The following is a 20,420-nucleotide window of genomic DNA, read 5'->3' as shown; positions in this document are numbered from 1 at the left end:
GAGTCCAGCCGGATCCGGCCGTGGTCGGCGAGCTGGCCACCGCCCTCGGCGTAGAACGGGGTGCGGTCCAGGACCAGTTCGACCTCGTCGCCCTCGGTGGCGGCCGGCGCCGGCACGCCGTCCACCAGCAGGCCCACCACGGTGGCCTCGCCCTCGGTGGCGCTGTAGCCGGTGAAGACGGAGGCGCCGGCCTTGTCCGCCACCTCGCGGTAGGCCTTGACGTCCGCGTGGCCCATCTTCTTGGCCTTGGCGTCGGCCTTGGCCTTGTCCCGCTGCTCCTGCATCAGGCGGCGGAAGCCCGCCTCGTCCACCGCGAGGCCCTGCTCCTCAGCCATCTCCAGGGTGAGGTCGATCGGGAAGCCGTAGGTGTCGTGCAGCTTGAACGCCTGCTCGCCGCTGAGCGCGGCGTGCCCGGCCTGCTTGGTCTCCGCGACGGCGGTGTCCAGCAGTTGGGTGCCGGTGCGCAGGGTCTGCAGGAAGGAGACCTCCTCGGCGACGGCGACCGTGTCGATCCGCTTCTGCTCGGTCGCCAGCTCCGGGTACTGCGGGGCCATCGCCTTGATGGTGATGTCCACCAGCTCCTTGGCCACCGGCTCGGTGGCGCCCAGCAGGCGCATGTTGCGGATCGCGCGGCGCAGGATCCGGCGCAGCACGTAGCCGCGGCCCTCGTTGCCCGGGGTCACGCCGTCGCCGATCAGCATCACGGCGGTGCGGATGTGGTCGGTGACCACGCGCAGCGAGATGTCGGCCTTGTGGTCGGCGCCGTAGCGGTGGCCGGTCAGCTCGGCGGCCCGGTCCAGGATCAGCCGGCTGGTGTCGATCTCGAAGAGGTTGTCGACGTCCTGCAGGATCGCGGCGAGCCGCTCCAGGCCCAGGCCCGTGTCGATGTTCTTGCTCGGCAGGTCGCCGAGGATCTCGAAACCGTCCTTGCCGTCGCCGTGGCCGCGCTCGTACTGCATGAAGACCAGGTTCCAGATCTCCATGTACCGCTCGCCGTTGACGGCCGGACCGCCCTCCTCGCCGTAGGCGGGGCCGCGGTCGTAGTTGATCTCCGAGCACGGACCGCACGGACCCGGCACGCCCATCGACCAGAAGTTGTCCTTCATGCCCAGCCGCTGGATCCGCTCGGCCGGCACGCCGACCACCTCGCGCCAGATCTGCTCGGCCTCGTCGTCGTCCAGGTAGACGGTGATCCAGACCTTCTCCGGGTCGAGCCCGTAGCCGCCGTCCGCCACGGAGCTGGTGAGCAGCTCCCAGGCGAACTTGATGGCGCCTTCCTTGAAGTAGTCGCCGAAGGAGAAGTTGCCGCACATCTGGAAGAAGGAGCCGTGCCGGGTGGTCTTGCCGACCTCCTCGATGTCCAGCGTGCGCACGCACTTCTGCACGCTGGTGGCGCGGCTGAACGGAGGCTTGACCTCGCCCAGGAAGTACGGCTTGAACGGCACCATGCCCGCGTTGACCAGCAGCAGGGTGGGGTCGTCGGCGACCAGGGACGCCGACGGGACGACGGTGTGTCCGCGCTCCTCGTAGAAGCGCAGCCAGCGGCGGCGGATCTCTGCCGACTCCATGAGTGGTCCTTCCGGTTAAGGGTGCTGACCCCGGCGCTGATCGAGCTGGCGGGGTGTTGAGGCGATGACGTGGGGGGTGATGACGCGCGACGGGGGCAGGGCGGCGACCGGGGGTTGTCCAGGCGCCGCCTTGATAGCTCGGCCCGCGCCACCGGCGCGCGCGCGCCGGGCGGGCGGCTCGACCACCGCGGTGCCGTCCAGCCCGAGGTCGGCCCGCAGCTGCTCCTCGCGCTCGGCCATGCCGGCCCGCACGTCCAGCGCGAACCGCTTGGCCGTGTCGCCCAGGTGCAGCGCACCGCGCGCGGCGGCGCCTGACAGGCTGTCAGGGGTGAGTCGGCGGGTCGCCTCGTTCGCCTTGTTCATGGCCCAGACGGCGGCGCCGGCGCCGACCGTCATCCAGAAGATGCGTCGTACCACGGTGCATCAGCCCTTCACGGCTCGCCGGACCCGGGACAGCAGGCCGCCCCTGGGGGCGGTGGCGGCCCGCACCTCGGCGCGGATCAGCTGCGCCAGCGCCTCGCGCTCGCTGCCCTGCTGAGGGAGCGTCACGGTGTTCTGCTGGCGGTTGACGGCCTTGCGCACGCCGTAGCTGAACGCCGCCAGCTTGACCAGCGGCCCGCCCAGGGTGGCCGCCACGGTGGAGGAGAGCGCGTTCGCGTTGGCGGCGGCGTCCTGCACGTTGGCGGTGATGTCGTCGACCCGCTCCAGCTGCTCGTGCGCGCTGCGCACGGCGGCACTGGCGTCGGAGAGCAGCGGAACGGCCTGCTCGGTGACGGCCGAGACCAGCACCGTGGCCTCGCGCAGCACCTTGGACAGGCGCACCAGGACGACGGCGAGCAGGGTGACCAGCACGGTCCAGCCCACGGCAACCAGCAGGCCGGCCAGCTCTCCCACGGACACCGCGTGCTCCCTTCACTCCTCGGAGTGGAAACCCTATCGCGCCACGCGGCCTGATTCCGACCGGATAACGCCTGGCCGCGCGGCCGGCCGGGAGAAAACGGACGGGAACGCGTGGAGCCCCCACGGCCCGAAGGCCGTGGGGGCTCCACAGATCCGATACCGGGGTACCGGACTCGCGGGTCAGCGCGAGTAGTACTCGACGACCAGCTGCTCGTCGCAGATCACGGGGACCTCACGACGCTGCGGCTCGCGGTCCAGGCGGAAGGCCAGCGCCTTGAGGTTGACCTCGAGGTACTTCGGGGTCTGGCCCTCGCCCGCGTAGCCACCCTCACGGGCGACCTGGAACGGAACCTTCTCCTTGGACTTCGTCTTGACCGTGACGACGTAGCCCGGCTTCATCTGGAACGACGGCTTGTTGACCTTGCCGCCGTTGACCTCGATGTGGCCGTGCACGACCATCTGACGGGCCTGGTAGATGGTGCGGGCAATGCCCGAACGCAGCACCAGGGCGTCGAGACGGGTCTCGAGCTGCGCGATGAGGGCCTCACCGGTCTTGCCGGAGACCTTCTTCGCGCGGTCGAACGCGCGCGCCATCTGCTTCTCGCTCAGGTCGTACTGGGCGCGCAGACGCTGCTTCTCGAGCAGACGGACCTTGTAGTCCGAGTTCTGCTTGCGGCCACGGCCGTGCTGGCCGGGCGGGTACGGGCGGGCCTCGAAGTACTTGACGGACTTCGGGGTCAGCGGCACGCCAAGGGCACGCGCGATCTTGACCTTGGGACGCTTCTGGTTCGCCATGGAACCATTACCTCTTTCAGTGTGCGAATACGGCTTCACCAGGTGTTGACGGAGGTCGCCTCTCGCGGTCCGGAGAAAAACCACCACAGGGGTGATCAGCCGCTCTCCGAGGCCGGGCACTGACGTGCATGCACACGCACCCGCTGGGGGTACGTGACACCGATAACGGTGCGCGACGCTCCTGGCAGCCCCCACAAGGGGTGCTGCGGGCCGGTGTCCCGCTGGTGCGGCCGGTCAGCCGCAAGGCTGCCGGACCCGGGACAAGGCACTTCGACCGAGTATACGCGCCGCTCAGTCGCCCTTGAGCCGGGCCCTGGTCCACTCCACGGTGTCCGCGTACCTGGCCTCGCCGCCGTGCCGGGTCGGCTGGTAGTACGCCTTGCCGTGCACCGCGTCCGGCGCGTACTGCTGGGCGGCGATGCCGCCGGGCAGGTCGTGCGGGTACTGGTAGCCCTGGCCGTGGCCGAGCTTGGCGGCGCCGCCGTAGTGGCCGTCCCGCAGGTGCGGCGGGACCGGGCCGGCCAGGCCCTGGCGGACATCGGCCAGGGCGGCGTCGATGGCCAGGTAGGCGGCGTTCGACTTGGGCGCCAGGGCCAGCGCGATGGCGGCCTGGGAGAGGATGATCCGGGCCTCCGGGAAGCCGATCAGCGCCACCGCCTGGGCGGCCGCGACGGCGGTGGGCAGCGCGGTCGGGTCGGCCAGGCCGATGTCCTCGCTGGCCGAGATCATCAGGCGGCGGGCGATGAACCGCGGGTCCTCCCCCGCCTCGATCATCCGGGCCAGGTAGTGCAGGGTGGCGTCCACATCGCTGCCGCGGATCGACTTGATCAGCGCGCTGGCCACGTCGTAGTGCTGGTCGCCGTCCTTGTCGTAGCGCACGGCGGCCTGGTTCACGGCGGTCTCCGTGGTGGCCAGGGTGATCTCCTCGGCGCCCTGCTCCAGCGCGGCTCCGGCGGCCGCCTCCAGCGTGGTCAGCGCCCGCCGGGCATCACCGCCGGCCAGCCGCACCAGGTGGTCCTCGGCCTCCTGACCGAGCGTCACCCGGCCCGCCAGACCGCGCTCGTCGGCCGTCGCGCGGCGCAGCAGGGCGCGGATGTCCTCGTCGGTGAGCGACTGCAGGGTGAGCAGCAGCGAGCGGGAGAGCAGCGGGGAGATCACCGAGAAGTACGGGTTCTCGGTGGTGGCGGCGATCAGGGTGACCCAGCGGTTCTCGACGGCCGGCAGCAGGGAGTCCTGCTGGGCCTTGGAGAAGCGGTGGATCTCGTCGAGGAAGAGCACCGTCTCCCGGCCGCTGAGGCCCACCGCGCGGCGGGCCCCCTCGATCACCGCGCGCACCTCCTTGACCCCGGCGGTGATCGCCGAGAGCTCGACGAACCGCCCCTCGACGCCCTGGCTGATCACGTGCGCCAGCGTCGTCTTGCCGGTGCCCGGCGGGCCCCAGAGGATCACCGAACTGGTCGCGGCCGGACCCTTGGCGGCGGACACCAGGCGGCGCAGCGGCGAGCCCTCGGCCAGCAGATGGCGCTGACCCGCCACCTCGTCCAGCGTGCGCGGGCGCATCCGCACGGCCAGCGGCGCCCGCCCGGGCTCGGTGGCCTGGCGCTGCTCGGCGGCGGCGGTGAAGAGGTCCGGTTCGTCCACTCCGCCACCCTATGCGAGCGCGCCGACAGCCCGGCCGCGGCGCCGGTCCGGCCGCCGGCCCCCCGAGCTACTTCTGGTGCTTCTTCTTCGGGTGCTTGCGCTCCAGCTCCGCCGCGTGGTCCGGCACGTACTTCTGCAGATCGCGGGGCGGGCGCTGGTAGCCCTTGGACGCCGGGCGGGGCGGCAGCGAGACGGGCGGCTTGGTCACGTCGCGGTAGGCGATGGTGGAGAGCAGGTGGGAGATCATGTTGATCCGCGAGCGGCGCTTGTCCTCGCTCTCCACCACGTTCCACGGCGACTCCGGGATGTCCGTGTAGACGAACATCTCGTCCTTGGCCCGTGAGTAGTCCTCCCAGCGGCTGATCGACTCGGTGTCCATCGCGGAGAGCTTCCAGCGGCGCATCGGATCGGCCAGCCGGGCCCGGAAGCGGCGCTCCTGCTCGGCGTCGCTGACCGAGAACCAGTACTTGCGCAGCTCGATGCCCGCCTCGATCAGCATCCGCTCGAAGGTCGGGCACTGGTGCAGGAACTGCCAGTACTCCTCGTCCGTGCAGAACCCCATCACCTTCTCGACCCCGGCCCGGTTGTACCAGCTGCGGTCGAACAGCACGATCTCCCCGGCTGCCGGCAGCTGCTCCACGTAGCGCTGGAAGTACCACTGCCCGCGCTGCCGCTCGGTCGGCGCGGGCAGCGCGGCGATCCGGGCGACGCGCGGATTGAGGAACTCGGTCACCCGCTTGATGGCGCCGCCCTTGCCCGCCGCGTCGCGCCCCTCGAACACCACCACCAGCCGCACGCCTTCGAGCCTCACCCACTCCTGGAGCTTCACCAGCTCCTCCTGGAGGCGCAGCAGTTCCTTCTCGTAGACCGCCTTGGCAAGACGGGGCTGCTTGACGGGCTCGTCGGTCACGGTGGCGCCTCCCGGAGTGGTTCGCTGCTGATGACCCCTCACGGTAGGTCCTGTCCGGTCGATCTTGTCGGATGAACGCGCGGCGCTGGGACGTATCCGGACGCACTCCGGCCGGTACGCGAGTGCGCACCGGCCGGAGGTTACCGCTGATGGGACGTCAGGACTCCTGCGGAGCCTCCGACTTGGTCTCGTCCTTCAGCTTGGGCTGCGCGTCGACGCCCGCCTCGCGGCGCTGCGCCGGGGTGATCGGGGTCGGCGCGCCGGTCAGCGGGTCGCCGCCGTTGGACGTCTTCGGGAAGGCGATGACGTCGCGGATGGTGTCGTAGCCGCCGAGCAGGCTGACCACCCGGTCCAGGCCCAGCGCGATGCCACCGTGCGGCGGCGGGCCGTAGTTGAAGGCGTCGAGCAGGAAGCCGAACTGCGAGGTGGCCTCCTCCTCGGAGAGCCCGATCGCGTCGAACGCCCGCTGCTGCACCTCGCGCTGGTGGATACGGATCGAACCGCCGCCCAGCTCCGAGCCGTTGAGCACCAGGTCGTAGGCGTTGGACAGGGCGCTGCCCGGGTCGGTGTCGAAGGTGGCCAGCGACTCGGCGGTGGGCGCGGTGAACGGGTGGTGCACCGCGTGCCAGCCCTGGAACTCGCCCTTGTCGTCCTCGATCGGCTCGAACATCGGGAAGTCCACGACCCAGAGGAAGGCCCACTGGGACTCGTCGATCAGCTCGCAGCGACGGCCGATCTCCAGGCGGGCGGCGCCCAGCAGCTCCTGCGAGGGGGTCCGCTTGCCGGCCGCGAAGAAGATCGCGTCACCGTTCTTGGCGCCCGCCGCGGCCGCCAGGCCCGCCAGGTGCTCGGCGGAGAGGTTCTTGGCCACCGGGCCGCGCAGCTCGCCGGTCTCGGCGTCGATGACCACGTAGGCCAGGCCCCGGGCGCCGCGCGCCTTGGCCCAGTCCTGCCAGGCGTCCAGCGCCTTGCGCGGCTGCGAGGCGCCGCCGGGCATGACCACCGCGCCGACGTACGGGGCCTGGAAGACCCGGAACTCGGTGCCCTTGAAGTACTCGGTCAGGTCGGTCAGTTCCTGGCCGAAGCGGACGTCCGGCTTGTCCGAGCCGTAGCGGCCCATCGCGTCCGCGTAGGTCATCCGCGGCAGCGGGTTCGGGATCTGGTAGCCGTGCACCTCGCGCCAGACCGCAGCGATGATCTTCTCGCCGAGGGCCAGGACGTCCTCCTGGTCGACGAACGAGGCCTCGACGTCCAGCTGGGTGAACTCCGGCTGCCGGTCGGCGCGGAAGTCCTCGTCGCGGAAGCAGCGGGCGATCTGGTAGTAGCGCTCCATGCCGGCCACCATCAGCAGCTGCTTGAAGAGCTGGGGCGACTGCGGCAGCGCGTACCAGTGACCGGGCTGCAGGCGGACCGGGACCAGGAAGTCGCGGGCGCCCTCGGGGGTGGAGCGGGTCAGGTACGGCGTCTCGATGTCGAGGAAGTCGTTCTCCTCCATCACCCGGCGGATGATGTTGCTGACCTTGGAACGCAGCCGCAGCGCGCGGGCCGGGCCCTCACGGCGCAGGTCCAGGTAGCGGTAACGCAGCCGGACCTCCTCGTTGACCGTGCCCGGCTCGTACTCGGCGACCTGGAACGGCAGCGGCGCGGCCTCGGAGAGCACCTCGATCGCGCTGACCACGACCTCGACCGCGCCGGTCGGGATCTCCGCGTTCTCGTTGCCCTCGGGGCGGACCCGGACCTCGCCGACCACCTTGACGCAGTACTCGGCGCGCAGGCCGTGCACGGAGTCCAGATCGCGGACCACGACCTGCACGGTGCCGGAGGCATCGCGCAGGTCGATGAACGCCACCCCGCCGTGGTCGCGGCGGCGGGCAACCCAGCCGGCCAGGGTGACGGTCGCTCCGGCGTGCTCCGCGCGGAGCGTGCCCGCGTCGTGCGTGCGGATCACAGCTGCTTCTCCTTCAGGGTGGTGACGAGTGCTTCGAGTGCGACCGGGTTCTGCTCGCCGGTGGTCAGGTCCTTCAACTGGACCACTCCCTCGGCGAGATCACGGTCACCGGCGACCAGGGCGAAGCGGGCCCCGGAGCGGTCGGCGGACTTCATCGCGTTCTTGATGCCCTTGACGCCGAAGGCGAGATCGGTGGCGACGCCGGCCCGGCGAAGCTCGGTGACCTTGGCGAACAGCACGTTCTTGGCCTCCTCGCCGAGCGCGACCGCGTAGACCGAGGTGGTCGCGGGCAGGTCGAGGACGACGCCCTCGGCCTGCAGCGCGAGGTAGATCCGGTCCACGCCCAGGCCCCAGCCGACCGAGGGCAGCGCCGGGCCGCCGAGCATCTCGGAGAGCCCGTCGTAGCGGCCGCCGCCGCCGATCGCGGACTGCGCGCCCAGGCCGTCGTGCACGAACTCGAAGGTGGTGCGGGTGTAGTAGTCCAGGCCGCGGACCAGCTTGGGGTCGTCGACGAAGGCCACCCCGGCGGCGGTCAGCAGTGCGCGGACCTGCTCGTCGTAGGCCTTGCAGTCCTCGCACAGGTAGTCGCGCAGCAGCGGTGCGCCGACCAGCTGGGCCTGCACGGCCTCACGCTTGTCGTCCAGCACCCGCAGCGGGTTGATCTCGGCCCGGCGGCGGGTGTCCTCGTCCAGCTCCAGGCCGGCCAGGAACTCCTGCAGCGCGGCCCGGTAGACCGGGCGGCACTGCTTGTCGCCCAGGCTGTTGAGCAGCAGCCGGTAGTCGGTGAGACCCAGCGAGCGGAAGGCGTCGTCGGCCAGGATGATCAGCTCGGCGTCCAGCGCCGGGTCCTCGGCGCCCAGCGCCTCGGCGCCGACCTGCGAGAACTGGCGGTACCGGCCCTTCTGCGGACGCTCGTAGCGGTAGAAGTTGCCCGAGTACCAGACCTTGACCGGCAGGTTGCCGGCCTTGTGCAGGTTGGCCTCCAGCACCGCGCGGACCACCGAGGCGGTGCCCTCGGGGCGCAGTGCGAGCTCTTCCTTACCGCGCTGGGTGAGGGTGAACATCTCCTTGGTGACGATGTCGGTGGACTCGCCGACACCGCGGGAGAAGAGCTTGACGTCCTCGAAGACGGGCGTCTCGATGTAGCCGTAGCCGGCCCGGCGCAGCGGGGCGGCCAGTGCCTGACGGACCGCCAGGAAGGTCGCGGAGCTGGGCGGCAGCAGGTCGTAGGTGCCCTTGGGGGCGGTGAAGGTGCTCAACTGGTCTTCCGTCACATTCCTCGTCGCACGGCTGCGGGAGCGTCAGCCGCCCCGCCCGCTTGCCTGAGGTAGGGGTTGGTGGCGCGCTCGCGGCCGATGGTGGTCTGGGTGCCGTGGCCGGACAGGACCACGGTGGCGTCGTCGAGGGGCAGGCAGACCCGGGCCAGCGAGCGCATGATCGCGCCGTGGTCGCCGCCGGGCAGGTCCGTGCGCCCGATGGAGCCGGCGAAGAGCAGGTCGCCCGAGAAGAGCACCGGCGGGATCTCTTCATCGGCGGGCGTCCGGAACGTCACCGACCCCTTGGTATGGCCGGGCGCGTGGTCGACGGTGAGCTTCAGCCCGGCCAGCTCCAGCACCGAGCCGTCGGTCAACTCGCGCAGGTCGTCCGGCTCGCCGATGGTCAGCTCGCCCATGATCTGCTGGCCGAGCGAGCGGCCGAGCGCCTTCTCCGGGTCGGTCAGCATGAACCGGTCGTCGGGGTGGATCCAGGCCGGCACGCCCTTGGCGCCGCAGATCGGCATCACCGAGGCCACGTGGTCGATGTGGCCGTGGGTGAGCACCACCGCGACCGGCTTCAGCCGGTGCTCGCGGATCATCGCCTCGACCCCCTCGGTGGCGTCCATCCCCGGGTCGACGATCACGCACTCCTCACCGGCGGCCGGGGCGACCAGGTAGCAGTTGGTGCCCCAGGCTCCGGCGGGAAATCCGGCGATGAACACGGCAGTCCTTCTCAGCTGGTCGGCGAGCGCTCTTGAACACGGAAAGTCTGGGGTGCAGCCTACCGGCGGTACGCCCGCCGTAGCGAACCCGATACCGCGGTGGCGGGCCGGTTCACCGCGTACTTACCGACGAGGTCCCTACACTTGGCGGCCGGTGGATGCGATGATCCGCCGGACACATGTCCACGACAGTGCGATTGAGGAGACCCGGCCGGTGGTCAGCAGCGAACAGCGGCGGCGGCAGCTCGCCCGCGAGAAGTACGAGCGGCAGCAGACGGCCCGCGCCGAGGCCGCGTCCAAGGCCAAGCGCCGCAACGCCGTGCTCGGCGCCGCGCTGGCGGTGGTGGTCCTGGCGGGCGGCGGTGCCTGGGCCGGTGGCGCCTTCAAGTCCGACAGCAAGAAGACCGACACGGCGAACGCCGCGCCGAACCAGGCCGCGACGCCCAACCCGGTGGCCGTCAAGGGCTGCACCGCGCCGTCGCCCGGCCAGCCGAACGGCAAGCAGTGGAAGACCGAGCCGGCCATGGCCGTCGACGCCACCGCCAAGTACAACGTCACGATGAACACCAGCTGCGGCGCGGTGACCCTCCAGCTGGACCCGTCGAAGGCCCCGCACACGGTCAACTCCTTCGTCTTCCTGGCGGGTCAGAACTACTTCGACCACACCAAGTGCCACCGGCTGACCACCTCCAGCATCTACGTGCTGCAGTGCGGCGACCCGACCGGCACCGGCAGCGGCACCCCCGGCTACTCGTTCACCGACGAGAACCTGACCGGCGCGACCTACCCCGCCGGCACCGTGGCGATGGCCAACTCCGGCGCGAACACCAACGGCAGCCAGTTCTTCCTGGTCTACAAGGACACCCAGCTGCCGCCCAGCTACACCCCGTTCGGCAAGATCACCGGCGGCCTGGACGTGCTGAACAACATCGCCGCCGGCGGGGTCCAGGGCGGTACCGGGGACGGTGCGCCGAACGCCGACGTGGTGCTCAACTCGGTGACCGCTACCAAGGGCTGAGGCATCCGGCGGGTGCCCCGGCCCCGCCGCGCGAATTGGCCCGGCCCGGATGCGGACAGCACCGGGCCTGGTCGCCTATGTTGCTGTTGTATAGGGTGCCCTGACCCGCTCGCCGTCACCCTCGGCAGCCGAACCGATCGGGCGGGCGGGGACGGCGGACCATCGGTCCGCCGCACATTCAACTGTGGACGACGGATCCGTACCACCGAGGCGTGGGCGAACCGTCATGTGGAGGAGGCGCTGTGAGCAGCGACCCGTGGGGCCGTGTCGACGAGCAGGGGACCGTCTACGTCAGGACCGCCGAGGGCGAACGCGTCGTCGGCTCCTGGCAGGCGGGCTCCCCCGAGGAGGCTCTCGCCTACTTCGAGCGCAAGTACCAGGGCCTGGCCGCCGAGATCGGCCTGCTGGAGCACCGGGTGCGCAAGACGGACCTGGCCGCCAAGGAGGCCCAGACCGCGCTGGACCACCTGCGCGCCCAGGTGACCGAGGCGCACGCGGTCGGCGACCTCGCCGCGCTCGCCCAGCGGTTGGACTCCCTGGCCGGTGACATCGAGTCGCGCCAGGTGGAGCGCAAGGCCGCCCGGGCCAAGGCGGCCGACGAGACCCGCACCGCCAAGGAGGCGCTGGTCGCCGAGGCCGAGCAGCTCGCCGAGTCCACCCAGTGGCGGGAGGCCGGGGACCGGCTGCGCGCGCTGGTGGACACCTGGAAGGGCCTGCCCCGGCTGGACCGCAAGAGCGACGACGAGCTGTGGCACCGGTTCTCGCACGCCCGGTCGGTCTTCTCCAAGCACCGCAAGGCGCACTTCGCCCAGCTGGACGCCGAGCGCGACCACGCCCGGGCGGTCAAGGAGCGGCTGGTCGCCGAGGCCGAGGCGCTCTCCAGCTCCACCGAGTGGGGCGACACCGCGGCCCGTTACCGCGACCTGATGGCGCAGTGGAAGGCCGCGGGCCGGGCGCAGCGGGACGCCGAGGACGAGCTGTGGGCGCGGTTCCGCGGCGCCCAGGACGTGTTCTTCCAGGCCCGTTCGGCGGTCTTCACCGAGCGGGACGCCGAGCAGAGCGAGAACCAGAAGCTCAAGGAGGCGCTGCTGCTCGAGGCCGAGGCGATCCTGCCGATCGGCGACCTCAAGACCGCCAAGGCCGCGCTGCGCGACGTCAGCGAGCGCTGGGAGGCGATCGGCCACGTGCCGCGCGACGCCAAGCCGAAGCTGGACGGTCGGCTGAACACCGTGGAGCGGGCCGTCCGCGAGGCCGAGGAGGCCGAGTGGCAGCGCTCCAACCCGGAGGCCAAGGCCCGCGCGGCCGGCATGACCGGCCTGCTGCAGGGCGCGGTCGACAAGCTGAAGGCCGACCTGGAGAAGGCCCGCGCGGCCGGCAACGAGTCCAAGACCAGGAAGCTGGAGGCCGAACTGGCGGGCCGTCAGGCGCTGCTGGACCAGGCGCTCAAGAGCCTGGAGGAGTTCAGCGGCTGACGCCGCACGGCGTCAAGGGGGCCCACCGCTCGGCGGTGGGCCCCCTCGCATGTGCCCGCGGGATTGCCGGACTGACCCTGGGCGTTACTTGCGGGCCGAGGTGACCCGGTAGACGTCGTAGACGCCCTCCACCCCGCGCACCGCCTTGAGCACGTGACCCAGGTGCTTCGGGTCGCCCATCTCGAAGGTGAAGCGGCTCATCGCCACCCGGTCGCGCGAGGTCTGCACGGCCGCCGACAGGATGTTGACGTGCTGGTCGGAGAGCACCCGGGTGACGTCCGAGAGCAGCCGCGAGCGGTCCAACGCCTCGACCTGGATGGCCACCAGGAAGACCGAGGACTGGGTCGGCGCCCACTCGACCTCGATCATCCGCTCGGGCTGCTGGGTCAACGAGTCGACGTTGACGCAGTCCGCCCGGTGCACCGAGACGCCGTTGCCACGGGTGATGAAGCCGACGATCGGGTCGCCCGGCACCGGGGTGCAGCAGCGCGAGAGCTTGACCCAGACGTCGTCCACGCCCTTGACGATCACCCCGGGGTCGCCCTTGGCCCGGCGGCGGCGCGCGGCCCGGTTGTCGTGGGTCGGCACCGTGGCGGTCTCGGCGAACTCCTCGGTGGCGCCCTCCTCGCCGCCGAGCGCCTGGACCAGCTTCTGCACGATGGACTGCGCCGAGACGTGGCCCTCGCCGATCGCGGCGTAGAGCGAGGAGATGTCCGGGTAGCGCATCTCGTGCGCCAGCGTCACCAGCGAGTCGCCGGTGAGGATCCGCTGGATCGGCAGGCCCTGCTTGCGCATCGCGCGGGCGATGGCCTCCTTGCCCTGCTCGATCGCCTCCTCACGGCGCTCCTTGGAGAACCAGGCCTTGATCTTGTTGCGCGCGCGGGGCGACTTGACGAAGCCGAGCCAGTCCCGGGACGGTCCGGCGCCCTCGGCCTTGGAGGTGAAGACCTCGACCGTGTCGCCGTTCTCCAGGGTCGACTCCAGCGGCACCAGGCGCCCGTTGACCCGGGCCCCGATGCAGCGGAAGCCGACCTCGGTGTGCACGGCGAAGGCGAAGTCCACCGGGGTGGCGCCCGCGGGCAGCGCTATCACGTCGCCCTTGGGCGTGAAGACGAAGACCTCGTTGTTGGAGAGGTCGAAGCGCAGCGACTCGAGGAACTCGCTCGGGTCCTCGGTCTCCTTCTGCCAGTCGAGCAGCTGGCGCAGCCAGGCCATCTCGTTGACCGCGCCGGCCTTGTCCTCCTTGCGGGCCTGGGACGGCGTGTCGGTGCGCACCTTGGAGGCGCCGGCCACCGCGCGCTGCTTGTACTTCCAGTGCGCGGCGATGCCGTACTCGGCGCGCCGGTGCATGTCGAAGGTGCGGATCTGCAGCTCGACCGGCTTGCCGCCGGGACCGATCACCGTGGTGTGCAGCGACTGGTACATGTTGAACTTGGGCATCGCGATGTAGTCCTTGAACCGGCCGGGGACCGGGTTCCACCGCGCGTGGATGGTGCCGAGCGCCGCGTAGCAGTCGCGGACGGTGTCGACCAGGACCCGGATGCCCACCAGGTCGTAGATCTCCGCGAAGTCGCGGCCTCGGACGATCATCTTCTGGTAGACCGAGTAGTAGTGCTTCGGCCGTCCGGTCACCGAGGCCGAGATCCGGGCCCCGCGCAGGTCGCCCTGGACCTGGTCGATGACGGTGGCCAGGTACTCGTCCCGCTTGGGCGCGCGCTCGGCGACCAGCCGGACGATCTCGTCGTACATCTTGGGGTAGAGGATGGCGAAGGCCAGGTCCTCCAGCTCCCACTTGATGGTGTTCATGCCCAGCCGGTGCGCCAGCGGGGCGTAGATCTCCAGCGTCTCGCGGGCCTTCTTCTCCTGCTTCTCCCGCTTGAGGTACCGCATGGTGCGCATGTTGTGCAGGCGGTCGGCGAGCTTGATCACCAGGACCCGGGGGTCCTTGGCCATCGCGACGACCATCTTGCGAACCGTTTCGGCTTGCGCGGCCTCGCCGAACTTCACCTTGTCCAGCTTGGTGACGCCGTCGACCAGCAGCGCGACCGAGTCGCCGAAGTCCTGGCGCAGCGTCTCCAGGCCGTAGTCGGTGTCCTCCACGGTGTCGTGCAGCAGCCCGGCCATCAGGGTCGGGGCGTCCATGCCGAGCTCGGCGAGGATGGTGGCGACCGCCAGCGGGTGGGTGATGTACGGGTCACCGCTCTTGCGCTTCTGGCCGCGGTGCCAGCGCTCGGCCACCGCGTAGGCGCGCTCGATGTCGCGCAGCAGCGCCGGGTCGGCCTTGGGGTCGCCGGCCCTGATGGTGCGGAAGAGCGGCTCCAGCACGGGGTTGAGCACCGTGGACCGCTGGCCGCCGAACCGGGCGAGGCGGGCGCGCATGCCGCCGGAGGAGGACGCCTGGCGCAGCGCGGGCGCCACCGCGCGGGCCAGCCCGGAGGCGGGCGGCACGGGACGCGCCGGGGTGGCCCCCGCGGGCACGGCCTGATGGCCGGCCGGCTCGTCGCCGCCCGACTGGCTGCTGGATGCGGCGGCCGTAGGGACTACCTCGTCTGGCAAAGACACTCCTCGGTACGCACCGGATGAATCTTCATGGTACCGAGCGTGACGCGCCGGTGTTCCGCCGCCCGGTGGCTGACATGCCGAGAGCGGTGACCGCGACCGCGGTCACCGCTCTCGTTTCGGACCTGCTCTCCCAGGTGCCGGCTGGCTCAGACCAGGACCAGGGTCTCCAGCGGCGCCGCGCCCAGGTGCTCGGCGAGCCGCGCCCGCCCGGGCAGGCTGCTCAGCTCCATCAGCACGACCACGCCGACCAGCTCGGCCCCGGTGCGCCTGACCAGGTCCAGCGAGGCGGCGATGGTGCCGCCGGTGGCCAGCACGTCGTCGACCACCAGCACCCGCTCACCAGGGGCGAAGGCGTCGCACTGCACCTCCAGGGTGGCGGAGCCGTACTCCAGGTCGTAGGACTGCTGGAAGACCTCGCCGGGCAGCTTGCCCTTCTTGCGGATCGGCACGAAGCCGAGCCCGGCGGCGAAGGCCGCCGGGGCCGCCAGCACGAAGCCGCGGGCCTCCAGCCCCACCACCTTGGTCGCGCCCAGCTCCTTCGCCCGCTCGGCCAGCGCCTTGGTGAGCGCGCCGAACGCCTCGGCGTCGGCCAGCAGCGGGGCGATGTCCTTGAACAGCACCCCGGGCTTCGGGTAGTCGGGAACGTCCTTGATCCGGCTGGTGAGCAGCTCGGTCAGGGCGGTGTCGGCGGGGGTCACAGGGCGTCCTTCGATCATCGCTTGCCGGACGGGCGGCCCTTGCCACGGGCCCGGCCGACCGGCTGATTACGCTGACCGACCATACCGGCCGCGATGCTGTCCTCGACCGTGCCCGACATCTCGTCGTCCACCTCGTCGGTCACACCGGCCGCCGCCTTGGCCGCCGCCGCCTTGGCGTCCGCGGCCTTGCGCTGGGCGACCCGCTTGGCCAGCGCCCGCATCTCCGGGCTCTGCTCCTTGAGCTGCGCGAGCAGCGGGGTGGCGACGCAGATCGAGGAGTACGCACCGGCCGACAGGCCGACGAAGAGCGCGAGCGAGATGTCGTTCAGGGTGCCGGCGCCGAGCAGGCCGCCACCGATGAAGAGCAGCGCCGCCACCGGCAGCAGGGCCACCACGGTGGTGTTGACCGAGCGGACCAGGGTCTGGTTGAGGCCCGCGTTGGCCGCCTCGCTGTAGGTGATCTTGTTCTGCTTCTCGATCCCCTTGGTGTTCTCCTTCACGGTGTCGAAGACGACGACCGTGTCGTAGAGCGAGTAACCGAGGATGGTCAGGAAGCCGATCACGGTACCCGGCGAGACCTCGAAGCCGACCAGGGCGTAGACCCCGATGGTGATCAGCAGGTCGTGGATCAGGGCGACCAGGGCCGCCACCGCCATCCGCCACTCGAAGGCGATCGCCAGGTAGGCGGTGACCAGGATCATGAAGACGATCAGACCGGTCAGGGCCTTCTGCGAGATCTGCTGCCCCCAACTCGGGCCGACCACCTGCGCGTTGATCGCGCTCTGGTCGATGCCGAGGTCGGTGGAGAGCTTCTGGACCACCTCGGTGGACTGGATCTTGTCGTTGGAGCTGACCTGGACCCGGATCTGGCCGTCACCGGTGGCCTGCACCTGCGGGGTCGAGTCCCCGACGATCTTGTCGATCGAGGTCTGCGCCTGGCTGATGGTCAGCCCGGGCTTCTTGACCGTGTAGACCGAGCCGCCCTTGAAGTCGATGCTCAGGTGCAGACCGATCACGGTCAGGCCGATCAGCGCCGCCGCGGCGATCGCCGCCGAGATGCTGTACCAGATCTTGCGCCGACCGACGAAGTCGAAGCTGATCTCGCCCTGGTAGAGACGGTGTCCCAGGTTGCTGAAGCGTGACATGGCGTCAGGCCTCCTTCACGGCGGCGGAGGTGGCGGGACGACGCCGGGTGCTCCGGATCGGCGGGCGGGCGCCCAGACGCTTCGGGTCGAGACCGGACCACGGGTGGCCGTTGGCGAAGAACTTCCGCCGGGCCAGCAGGGTGATCATCGGCTTGGTGAAGAGGAAGATCACCACGATGTCGAGCAGCGTGGTCAGACCCAGCGTGAACGCGAAGCCCTGGACCTTGCCGACCGAGCAGACGTACAGCACCACGGCACAGAGGAACGACACGAAGTCGGAGACCAGGATGGTGCGGCGGGCTCGCGGCCAGGCACGCTGGACGGCCGAGCGCAGCGGGGCGCCCTCGCGCACCTCGTCGCGGATGCGTTCGAAGTACACGATGAAGGAGTCCGCGGTGATACCGATCGCCACGATCGCACCGCAGACGGCCGGCAGGTTCAGCGCGAAGCCGATCCCGGCGCCCAGCAGGCACATGATCGTGTAGGTCAGGATCGCGGAGACCACCAGGCCGGCGATCGAGACCAGACCCAGGCCCCGGTAGTACAGCAGCGAGTAGAAGACGACCAGCGCCAGGCCGATCGCGCCGGCCAGCAGACCGGCGTGCAGCTGGTCACCGCCCAGCTGCGGGGTGACGGTGGTGATGTCGCTCTGGGTGAAGCTCAGCGGCAGCGCGCCGAAGCTCAGCACGTTGGACAGGTTGCTGGCGTCGCTCTGGGTGAAGCTGCCGGAGATCACCGCGGTACCGCCGGTGATCGACTGCTGCACGTACGGGTGGGAGACCACCTGGCCGTCCAGCACGATGGCGAACTGGTTGGTCGGGGCGGGCAGCGTGGCCAGCTGGCCGGTGGTGGTGGCGAAGGCCTTGGAACCGCGGTCGTTGAAGCCCAGCTGGACCTCCCAGCCGGCCGCGTTCTGCGCGTCGTAGCCGGCCTGGGCCTTGGAGACGTCCGCGCCGTTGACCGCGACCGGGCCGAGCGCGAACTTGTACCAAGCGTTCTGCTCCTTGTTGTAGGAGCAGGCGACCGTGTCGGCGGCCGGCGTGGTCTGGTAGTCGATCCGCTGGGTGGAGTTGGAGCAGTCCAGCGCGGCGAACTTGGCGGTCAGGTCAGCCGGGACGGTGCCCTGGGTGAGCTGGCTGGAGGCGTCCGCCGGGGCGGTCGGAACCGGCGGGAGCGCGGAGGCGGCGGAGCTCGGGGCGGCGCTGCCGCCGGCCGGGGCCGACGCGGAGCCCGAGGGGGCGGCGCTGGAACCGGCGCTCGGCGAACCGCTCGCGTCGGCCAGCAGGCCCTCGGAGAGCGCGCGGCCGGCCTTGGACGAGCTGGCGCCGGCGCTCGGCGAACCGGCGGCGGCACTGGCCGAGCCGCCGGCACTGGCACTCGCGCTCGGGCTGCCACTGGCGCTGCCGCTGGCGGCGGCGCTCGGGCTGCTGGTGGCGGGCGGCAGGGTCACACCACTGGGCGCGGTCGCCAGCACCGGCCGGAAGTACAGCTGGGCCGTGGTACCGACCTGCTGCGCCGCCTGCTGGCTGTTCGTCCCCTTCGGGATGTCAACGATGATGTTGTCGTTGCCCTGGGTCTGAACCTCGGCCTCGGAGACACCGAAGGCGTTGACGCGCTTCTGGATGATCCCGACCGCGATGTTCATGTTCGACGAGTTGACCGCGGCCTTGTCCTTCGAGGTGGCCGTCAGCGTGATGCTGGTCCCACCCGCGAGATCGATACCGAGGCGAGGCGTCTTGTGGCCTGTCCCGAACATGAGGGCGACCAGTCCGACGGTGACCACCAGGATGAGGGCCAGAGCCCGCCCCGGATAACCGTCGCGCGGACGCGACTTGGGTGTTGCCACCTTGCTCGTTTCTCCCTGTCCCATGCCGCCGGCTCAGCGCGCCGACCCGCGTGGGGGCAGGAGGCGGCGCTGAGCTGCGGACAACCGTGAAGTGGTGGTGCGGACCGTCGTCGTGCTACTTGGCCGCGGGCGTGTCGCTGTCGGCCTTCTCCAGGCTGACGTCCTCCCGCACGGCCTCGTCCTCGACGTGCTCGTCGGCGAGGAGCTCGTCCTCGACGTGCTCGTCGGTGAGCTCCACGGACTCGTCCCCCTCGGGACGGCCGTTGATGATCTCGTCGTACTCCTGCGGCTCGATGACCGCGGCGATCGCACTCTTCGAGAAGTGGGTCACCACGCCAGGGGCGATCTCCAGCTCCACGGAGCTCTCGTTGATCGCGATCACCTGGGCGTACATGCCCCCGATGGTGCGCACCGCAGCGCCCGGCTCCAGCGCCGACTGCATGGTCTGCGCCTGCTGCTGCCGCTTCTTCTGCGATCGGAACATGAGGAAGATCGCAGCGATCGGGAGGAGAAGAATGAGGAGATTCACAGCAAAAGGTCCTTACGGGCTACCCGATGGACAGCCACAGGCGATGGTCGGCCCGCCAGGCGAGACGGGGCGGTCCGGCGAAGTCTAGGAGACCCGCTCTGATCGGACAACGCCAAGCATCGCATCCCGCCGCCAAAGGTGGCGAGTCTCTGACACGGTCAGTCCTGGACGGGTTCTTCCGGCGTCAACGCGGGCGTCAACGCGGCCGTCGATCCGGTCGCTGATTCGGGTGCCGATCCGGCCGCTGACTCGAGCGCTGATCCGGGCGCTGACTCGGCCGCCGATCCGGCTGCTGATTCGGCCGCGAAGAACTGCTGCTGCCCGGGCAGCCCGCCGCGCCCGCCGACCTGGGGCGGCGGGGTCAGTCCGAGGTGCTGCCAGGCCGCGGCGGTGGCGATCCGACCGCGCGGGGTGCGGGCCAGCAGCCCCTCGCGGACCAGGAAGGGCTCGGCCACCTCCTCCACCGTCTCGGCCTCCTCCCCCACCGCGACGGCCAGCGTGGACAGGCCCACCGGCCCGCCGCCGAAGAGCCGCAGCAGCGCGTCCAGCACCGCCCGGTCCAACCGGTCCAGACCACGCGCGTCCACCTCGTAGACCGCCAGCGCCTTGGCGGCGATCTCCTGGGTGATCCGGCCGTCGTGCTCGACCTGGGCGTAGTCCCGCACCCGGCGCAGCAGCCGGTTGGCGATCCGCGGGGTGCCCCGGGAGCGGCCGGCGATCTCGGCGGCACCGACCGGGTCGATCTCCACGTCGAGCAGCGCGGCCGAACGGTGCACCACCCGCTGCAGCTCGGCGGGGGCGTAGAACTCCATGTGGCCGGTGAAACCGAACCGGTCGCGCAGCGGCGGCGGCAGCAGGCCGGCCCGGGTGGTGGCGCCGACCAGGGTGAACGGCGGCAGTTCCAGCGGGATCGCGGTGGCGCCCGGGCCCTTGCCGACGATCACGTCGACCCGGAAGTCCTCCATCGCCATGTAGAGCATCTCCTCGGCGGGCCGGGACATCCGGTGGATCTCGTCGAGGAAGAGCACCTCGCCCTCGGTCAGCGAGGAGAGGATCGCCGCCAGGTCGCCGGCGTGCTGGATGGCCGGGCCCGAGGTGATCCGGAGCGGGGCGTTCAGCTCGGCCGCGATGATCATCGACAGCGTGGTCTTGCCGAGCCCGGGCGGTCCGCTCAGCAGCACGTGGTCGGGGGCGGCACCGCGCTTGCGGGCCGCGCGCAGCACCAGCGAGAGCTGTTCGCGCACCCGCTCCTGGCCGATGAACTCGTCCAGCAGCTTGGGGCGCAGCGCCGCCTCGACCGCCTGGTCCGCCTCGTCGGCGGCCGCCGCCACCAGGCGGTCGGCGGGGTCGGAGTCGTACGGGCTCATCAGGGCTGGCTCCAAGTCGACAAGTTGATGCAGTGCTTCATTG

Annotated in this window: 17 protein-coding genes; 2 read left to right on the top strand and 15 right to left on the bottom strand. The window is 70.8% G+C overall.

Annotation, left to right across the window (positions count from 1 at the left end; all coding sequences use genetic code 11):
* The 9 genes from alaS to P3T41_RS35490 all read right to left on the bottom strand — a co-directional run.
* Positions 1 to 1,568, bottom strand: a 1,568-nt coding sequence (gene alaS, locus P3T41_RS35530; RefSeq protein WP_280694787.1) for an alanine--tRNA ligase, incomplete at its 3' end; no start/stop codon positions are given.
* Positions 1,569 to 1,583: 15 nt separating this feature from the next.
* Positions 1,584 to 1,985 (bottom strand): DUF6167 family protein, encoded by a 402-nt coding sequence (locus P3T41_RS35525; RefSeq protein WP_280694786.1) that lies wholly within the window; start codon positions 1,983 to 1,985, stop codon positions 1,584 to 1,586.
* Between the two features lie 6 nt (positions 1,986 to 1,991).
* Positions 1,992 to 2,468, bottom strand: coding sequence for a DUF948 domain-containing protein (locus P3T41_RS35520; protein ID WP_280694785.1), 477 nt, complete (start codon positions 2,466 to 2,468; stop codon positions 1,992 to 1,994).
* A gap of 180 nt (positions 2,469 to 2,648) precedes the next feature.
* Positions 2,649 to 3,263 carry a 30S ribosomal protein S4 gene (gene rpsD, locus P3T41_RS35515; protein WP_280694784.1) on the bottom strand — a complete coding sequence of 205 codons (615 nt, stop codon included), beginning with the start codon at positions 3,261 to 3,263 and terminating at the stop codon, positions 2,649 to 2,651.
* A gap of 291 nt (positions 3,264 to 3,554) precedes the next feature.
* The gene (locus P3T41_RS35510) at positions 3,555 to 4,904 is read right to left on the bottom strand and encodes a replication-associated recombination protein A (protein WP_280694783.1); all 1,350 of its coding nucleotides are present in this window, start codon (positions 4,902 to 4,904) and stop codon (positions 3,555 to 3,557) included.
* A 67-nt stretch (positions 4,905 to 4,971) separates the two neighbouring features.
* Positions 4,972 to 5,814: a polyphosphate kinase 2 gene (gene ppk2, locus P3T41_RS35505; RefSeq protein WP_280694782.1), complete on the bottom strand. Its 843-nt coding sequence runs from the start codon at positions 5,812 to 5,814 to the stop codon at positions 4,972 to 4,974.
* A gap of 157 nt (positions 5,815 to 5,971) precedes the next feature.
* Positions 5,972 to 7,762 carry an aspartate--tRNA ligase gene (gene aspS, locus P3T41_RS35500; RefSeq protein WP_280694781.1) on the bottom strand — a complete coding sequence of 597 codons (1,791 nt, stop codon included), beginning with the start codon at positions 7,760 to 7,762 and terminating at the stop codon, positions 5,972 to 5,974.
* Positions 7,759 to 9,021 (bottom strand): histidine--tRNA ligase, encoded by a 1,263-nt coding sequence (gene hisS, locus P3T41_RS35495; RefSeq protein ID WP_280694780.1) that lies wholly within the window; start codon positions 9,019 to 9,021, stop codon positions 7,759 to 7,761. Before hisS ends, aspS begins: the two co-directional genes overlap by 4 nt.
* An 11-nt stretch (positions 9,022 to 9,032) precedes the next feature.
* Positions 9,033 to 9,740, bottom strand: coding sequence for an MBL fold metallo-hydrolase (locus tag P3T41_RS35490; RefSeq protein WP_280694779.1), 708 nt, complete (start codon positions 9,738 to 9,740; stop codon positions 9,033 to 9,035).
* A 214-nt stretch (positions 9,741 to 9,954) separates the two neighbouring features.
* On the opposite strand from P3T41_RS35490, the gene P3T41_RS35485 reads away from it, so the two are divergent.
* Together P3T41_RS35485 and P3T41_RS35480 are read left to right on the top strand one after the other, a co-directional pair.
* Complete coding sequence (locus P3T41_RS35485; protein ID WP_280694778.1) at positions 9,955 to 10,758, top strand: peptidylprolyl isomerase; 804 nt, start codon at positions 9,955 to 9,957, stop codon at positions 10,756 to 10,758.
* Positions 10,759 to 11,000: 242 nt separating this feature from the next.
* On the top strand, positions 11,001 to 12,230 hold the full coding sequence (locus tag P3T41_RS35480) for a DUF349 domain-containing protein (protein ID WP_280694777.1): 1,230 nt from the start codon (positions 11,001 to 11,003) through the stop codon (positions 12,228 to 12,230).
* Between the two features lie 84 nt (positions 12,231 to 12,314).
* Here the strand turns inward: P3T41_RS35480 and P3T41_RS35475 are convergent, their stop codons facing one another.
* The 6 genes from P3T41_RS35475 to ruvB form a co-directional block, all read right to left on the bottom strand.
* Complete coding sequence (locus tag P3T41_RS35475; RefSeq protein WP_280694776.1) at positions 12,315 to 14,786, bottom strand: bifunctional (p)ppGpp synthetase/guanosine-3',5'-bis(diphosphate) 3'-pyrophosphohydrolase; 2,472 nt, start codon at positions 14,784 to 14,786, stop codon at positions 12,315 to 12,317.
* A 152-nt stretch (positions 14,787 to 14,938) separates the two neighbouring features.
* On the bottom strand, positions 14,939 to 15,490 hold the full coding sequence (locus P3T41_RS35470; protein ID WP_280694775.1) for an adenine phosphoribosyltransferase: 552 nt from the start codon (positions 15,488 to 15,490) through the stop codon (positions 14,939 to 14,941).
* 14 nt (positions 15,491 to 15,504) lie between these two features.
* Positions 15,505 to 16,635, bottom strand: coding sequence for a protein translocase subunit SecF (secF, locus tag P3T41_RS35465; protein ID WP_280694774.1), 1,131 nt, complete (start codon positions 16,633 to 16,635; stop codon positions 15,505 to 15,507).
* A gap of 4 nt (positions 16,636 to 16,639) precedes the next feature.
* Positions 16,640 to 18,391, bottom strand: a complete 1,752-nt coding sequence (gene secD, locus P3T41_RS35460) for a protein translocase subunit SecD (protein ID WP_280694788.1) — start codon at positions 18,389 to 18,391, stop codon at positions 16,640 to 16,642.
* Between the two features lie 205 nt (positions 18,392 to 18,596).
* Positions 18,597 to 19,010, bottom strand: coding sequence for a preprotein translocase subunit YajC (gene yajC, locus P3T41_RS35455; RefSeq protein WP_280694773.1), 414 nt, complete (start codon positions 19,008 to 19,010; stop codon positions 18,597 to 18,599).
* 158 nt (positions 19,011 to 19,168) lie between these two features.
* On the bottom strand, positions 19,169 to 20,377 hold the full coding sequence (ruvB, locus tag P3T41_RS35450; RefSeq protein WP_280694772.1) for a Holliday junction branch migration DNA helicase RuvB: 1,209 nt from the start codon (positions 20,375 to 20,377) through the stop codon (positions 19,169 to 19,171).
* Positions 20,378 to 20,420 lie beyond the last annotated feature (43 nt).

Source organism: Kitasatospora sp. GAS204B, assembly GCF_029892155.1.
GTDB lineage: Bacteria > Actinomycetota > Actinomycetes > Streptomycetales > Streptomycetaceae > Kitasatospora.
The sequence above is the reverse complement of the archived record's forward strand: the minus strand, read 5'-3'. Positions and strand labels throughout refer to the sequence as shown.